The sequence below is a fragment of the Nonomuraea longispora genome (genome assembly GCF_004348345.1).
Lineage (GTDB): Bacteria > Actinomycetota > Actinomycetes > Streptosporangiales > Streptosporangiaceae > Nonomuraea > Nonomuraea longispora.
Genome location: NZ_SMJZ01000345.1, coordinates 1 through 4798 on the forward strand (window position 1 = coordinate 1; position 4798 = coordinate 4798).

At 70.8% G+C, this 4798-nt stretch carries 5 protein-coding genes; 3 read left to right on the forward strand and 2 right to left on the reverse strand.

Features of this window, described 5'->3' with window-relative positions:
* Nucleotides 1-100: 100 nt before the first annotated feature.
* Together E1267_RS42575 and E1267_RS42580 are read right to left on the reverse strand one after the other, a co-directional pair.
* Nucleotides 101-907: a DUF3097 domain-containing protein gene (locus E1267_RS42575; RefSeq protein ID WP_132341830.1), complete on the reverse strand. Its 807-nt coding sequence runs from the start codon at nt 905-907 to the stop codon at nt 101-103.
* Between the two features lie 17 nt (nt 908-924).
* The gene (locus E1267_RS42580) at nt 925-1455 is read right to left on the reverse strand and encodes a hypothetical protein (RefSeq protein WP_246064706.1); all 531 of its coding nucleotides are present in this window, start codon (nt 1453-1455) and stop codon (nt 925-927) included.
* Between the two features lie 590 nt (nt 1456-2045).
* On the opposite strand from E1267_RS42580, the gene hrcA reads away from it, so the two are divergent.
* The 3 genes from hrcA to E1267_RS42595 all read left to right on the forward strand — a co-directional run.
* A complete protein-coding gene (gene hrcA / locus E1267_RS42585) occupies nt 2046-3059 on the forward strand; it encodes a heat-inducible transcriptional repressor HrcA (RefSeq protein ID WP_132341832.1) in 1014 nt (337 codons plus the stop codon).
* Nucleotides 3060-3070: 11 nt separating this feature from the next.
* Nucleotides 3071-4216, forward strand: a complete 1146-nt coding sequence (dnaJ, locus tag E1267_RS42590) for a molecular chaperone DnaJ (protein WP_132341834.1) — start codon at nt 3071-3073, stop codon at nt 4214-4216.
* Between the two features lies 1 nt (nt 4217).
* Nucleotides 4218-4798 (forward strand): 16S rRNA (uracil(1498)-N(3))-methyltransferase (locus E1267_RS42595; RefSeq protein WP_132341836.1); only part of this gene is annotated, 581 nt, incomplete at its 3' end.

Below are 4798 nucleotides of genomic sequence, written 5' to 3' on the forward strand. Positions count from 1 at the left end.
GGGGCAGGGGACTGAGGGCTGGAGCCGTGGTCCGGCTGGAGGTCCGACGCGGACACCTTACGGGTGCGTTCGTCGTCGGGCGGCGGGTGGGGATCCTGGCTCACGGTGTCTCCGTAACGAAGTCGATCAGTTCTTCGACCCGGCCGAGCAGCTCCGGCTCCAGGTCGGTGTAGGTGGATACGGCGCCGAGGATGCGCCGCCATGCCTGGGCGGGCTCCAAGCGCCAGCCCAGGGCCGCGATCACGCCTTCCTTCCACGGCACTCCGCGCGGCACGTCGGGCCAGCCGGGAATCCGCAGCACGGACGGTTTGACCGCCTGCCAGATGTCGACGTACGGGTGCCCCACGACGAGTACGTCCGGCGAGGTGATCTCGGTGGCGATCCGGCTCTCCTTCGAGCCCGGCACGAGATGGTCGACCAGCACCCCGAGACGGCGGCCCGGCTCGGGGCCGAACTCCTCCACGATGGCGGGAAGATGGTCGACGCCCTCCAGATATTCGACCACCACCCCCTCGACCCGCAGGTCGTGGCCCCAAATCTTCTCCACGAGGGCGGCGTCGTGCACGCCCTCCACATAGATCCGGCTCTCCCTGGCCACCCTGGCCCGCAGCCCCTGGACGGCGATCGAGCCCGACGCGCTGCGCGTGGGAGCCGAGGGGGCCGCCGCAGGGCGTACGAGTGTCACGGGCTTGCCCTCCAGCAGGAACGCGGCGGGCGCGAGCGGGAACAGCCGGCGCTTGCCGAACCGGTCCTCCAGCGTGACGGCCTCCTTGTCACAGGCCACCACCGCGCCGCAGAAGCCGCTGTCGGCGTCTTCCACGACGAGCTCCAGCTCGGCGGGCACTTTCGGAATCTTGCCCTTGCCCGGCCGACGCCAATTCCCCGCCAGTACATCGCCCTCGTACACACGGGGACGGTAGCAAATCACCCGCCGACCGCAAGGCGCTTGCGCGACGCCGCCCTGCCTGCCAGGACGACGACCGTGCCGATGAAGCCGGCGAGCAGCCCGGCGCCCCCTATCAGCAACGAGGTGCCCGTCCCCCCGCCGACGGAGGCCGCGTCCCTGCCGACGCCGTACCGTACGGGGGCCTGTTCCTGATCGACGCACGTGAGCCGGTAGTCGCCCTTGACGGAGGCGTTGATGACGAGGAACTGCTGCCAGACCGTCTCGCCCTCCGTGACCTCCGGGGCGTCCGCGGTCCTGGCCAGCCTGGCCGGTCCAGGGCCGCCGGAGATCTCGCACGCGTAATTGACGGCCGTGTCGCTGGCGATGTAGACGGCGGGCCTGTCGGCGGGGTCGATCGGCACCGTGACGCTTTCGCCCGACGCGAACGTCTTGACCGGGGCCAGGCCGGACGCGCCGGCCCCGACGCCGGCTAACAGGACGGCGGCGGCGATCAGGCACACGGCCGCCACGCCCCAGACGACCCCCAGCCACCACAGGGGAGGCGTCACGGCCTTCGGGTCGATGCGGGGCGGGGACTGCGGCTGCCCGCCATGAGGCCCGTACTGGGGGTGTTGTCCGTACGGACCGGGCGGGCCGTGGTGCGGCGGCTGTCCGTACGGACCGGGCGGCGGTTGCCCGTACGGTGAGGGTTGGCCGAAGCCCGGGTGCTGATCGTACGCAGGCGACGGATGCCCGAACTGCGGCGGCGACCCGTAACCGGGCTGTGGATCGGTTTGAGGCCCGTAGCCGGGTTGTGAGCCTGGCTGGGGCCCGTAACCGGGGTGGGAGCCCGGTTGAGGGGTGTGGCCGGGCCGCGAGTCCGGTTGAGGGGTGTCGCCGGGCACCGGTTGCGGGCCGTCCTGCGGAGGTTCGGGCTGACCTTGGTCGGGATCCTGCCCTGGCGGCGGAGTGGACGACGGGGGCTGGGAATCGTCGGTCATGTGCGCAAGTGTGAGGCCTGTCCCTTCCTGGAAGCCAGAAGCAGGATGCGACACGGTGTTATCGCACCTTGTGGGCGAGAGCCGTACACTTGGCACTCGGGAACACAGAGTGCTAGAGCCTTTGTTTTCCCCATGACAAGAGGGCAGGAGGTGAGCGCGTGCTTGACGAACGGAAGCTGGCGGTGCTCCGCGCCATTGTCGAAGACTACGTGTCAACCAACGAGCCGGTGGGCTCCAAGGCGCTGGCCGACCGCCACCATCTGAAGGTCTCCCCCGCGACGGTCAGGAACGACATGGCGGCGCTGGAGGAGGAGGGATACATCACTCAGCCGCACACCAGCGCGGGCCGGGTGCCGACGGACAAGGGCTACCGCCTGTTCGTCGACCGGCTCTCGCAGGTCAAGCCGCTCTCGGCCGCCGAGCGCCGGGCGATTGAGACGTTCCTGGCCGGCGCGGTCGACCTCGACGACGTGGTGACCCGCACGGTTCGCCTGCTGGCGCAGCTGACCAGGCAGGTGGCGGTGGTGCAATACCCGACGCTGACCCGTTCGACGGTGCGGCACGTCGAGCTCGTCCCGCTGAACGACCGGCGGGTCATGCTCGTGCTGATCACCAACACCGGCCGCGTCGAGCAGCGCGTGATCGAGCTGCCCGAGGTGGTCGCGGAGGCGCGCATCGCGAATCTGCGCGCCGTGCTCAACTCCTGCCTCGACGGCTGCGGCCTGAGCAGCGTGCCCGACCTGGTGGCCGACCTGCCGGAGCGGTTGCCCGGCGAAGACCGGCCTGCCGTGGCGACGATCCTGTCGGTGTTGCTCGAGACCCTCGTGGAGCGGCACGACGAGAAGATCGTGTTCGCCGGGGCGGCCAACCTCGCAGGCGCCGACTTCTCCACCGGCCTCCGCGACGTGCTGGAGGCGCTGGAAGAGCAGGTGGTGCTCATGCGGCTGCTCGGCGAAACCACCTCCGACACCCCCGCCGCGCTCACTGTGCGCATCGGCTCGGAAAACCCCTACCTGCGTGGCACATCCGTCGTCGCGACCGGATACGGTTCTGGCGACAACCAACTGGCCCGGCTCGGGGTGCTGGGACCCACGAGGATGGACTATCCAGTGACGATGGGCGCCGTGCGCGCGGTGGCACGCTACGTCAGCCAGATCCTGGCTGCATCATAAGAGGTCAATAAGTGGCAAACAGCGACTACTACGCCACCCTCGGGGTGCGCCCTGACGCCAGTCAGGACGAAATCAAGAAGGCCTACCGCCGGCTCGCCCGCGAGCTGCATCCCGACATGAACCCGGATCCTGAGACTCAGGAGCGGTTCAAGGAGATCACGCAGGCCTACGAGGTGCTGTCCGACCCGAACAAGCGCCAGATGTACGACATGGGCGGCGACCCGTTCGGCGGCGCCGGAGCGGGTGCGGGCGCCGGAGCCGGAGGCTTCGGCGCGGGCTTCCCCTTCAGCGACATCATGGACGCCTTCTTCGGCACCGCGGCCGGCGCCAGAGGCCCCCGCTCGCGCGCCCGCAGGGGCCGCAACGCCACCATCAGGGTCGATCTCGACCTGCGTGAGAGCGCGTTCGGCACCACCCGCGAGCTGGTCGTCGACACGGCCGTGATCTGCGAGGTCTGCCAGGGCGCCGGCGCGGCGGCCGGCACGCACCCCGACACGTGCGACATGTGCAACGGGCGTGGCGAGATCTCCCAGGTCACCCGCTCGTTCCTGGGCCAGGTCATGACCTCGCGACCGTGCCCGCAGTGCGGTGGGTTCGGCACCATCATCCGCAACCCCTGCCAGGAGTGCTCGGGCGACGGCCGGGTGCGCACCCGGCGGACGATCAAGGTCCGCATCCCCGCGGGCGTCGAGGACGGCACCCACATCCAGCTCGCCGGCGAGGGCGAGGTCGGCCCCGGTGGCGGCCCGCCCGGAGACCTGTTCCTCGAGATCGTCGAGCGGCCCCACGACATCTTCGAGCGGCGCGGCGACGACCTCCACTGCACCGTGCAGATCCCCATGACGGCCGCGGCGCTGGGCACGGTGCTGACGGTGGAGACGCTCGACGGCGCCGAGGAGATCGACGTCCGCCCTGGCACCCAGTCGGGCCAGGTCATCACGATGTACGGCCGCGGCGTGCAGCGCCTCAACGAGTCCGGCAGGGGCGACCTGCTGATCCACGTCAACGTCGAGACTCCGACCCGGCTCGACGCGGCGCAGGAGGAACTGCTGCGTGAGCTGTCCAAGCAGCGCGGCGAGGAGCGGCCTCCCGGCAAGTTCGCCCCGGGGCAGCAGAGCTTCTTCTCCCGCCTGCGCGACGCCTTCAACGGCAGGTGACGTGACCGTCCCCGTGTTCCTGTCGCGGGAGCTGGACGGAACGGAGCTGACGCTCGACGGCCCCGAGGGCCGCCACGCGGCCTCCGTCAGGCGCCTGCGGGCCGGCGAGCGGGTCGACCTGACCGACGGCGCCGGCTCCGTCGCCGAGTGCGTCGTGCGCGAGGTGCTGAAGGACGCGCTGAGGCTCGCCGTGATCGGCCGGCACACCGTCGAGCCGCCGCGCAGGCGGCTGGTCGTCGTCCAGGGGCTGCCGAAGGGCGACAGGGGCGAGCTGGCGGTCGAGATGATGACCGAGGCGGGCGTCGACGTGATCGTGCCGTGGTCGGCCGCGCGGAGCATCACGCAGTGGAAGGGCGACAGGGTCTCCAAGGCGCTGGGGCGCTGGCGGTCCACGGCTCGTGAGGCGGGCAAGCAGGCCCGTAGGTTCCATCTGCCCGAGGTCGCCGACCCCGCCTCCACCTCACGCGTCGAACGACTGTTGTCGGAGGCGGCGCTGGGGCTGGTGCTGCACGAGGAGGCGGCCGAGCCGCTGTCCGGCGTGGAGCTGCCGGCGGAGGGCGACATCGTGGTGGTGGTGGGGCC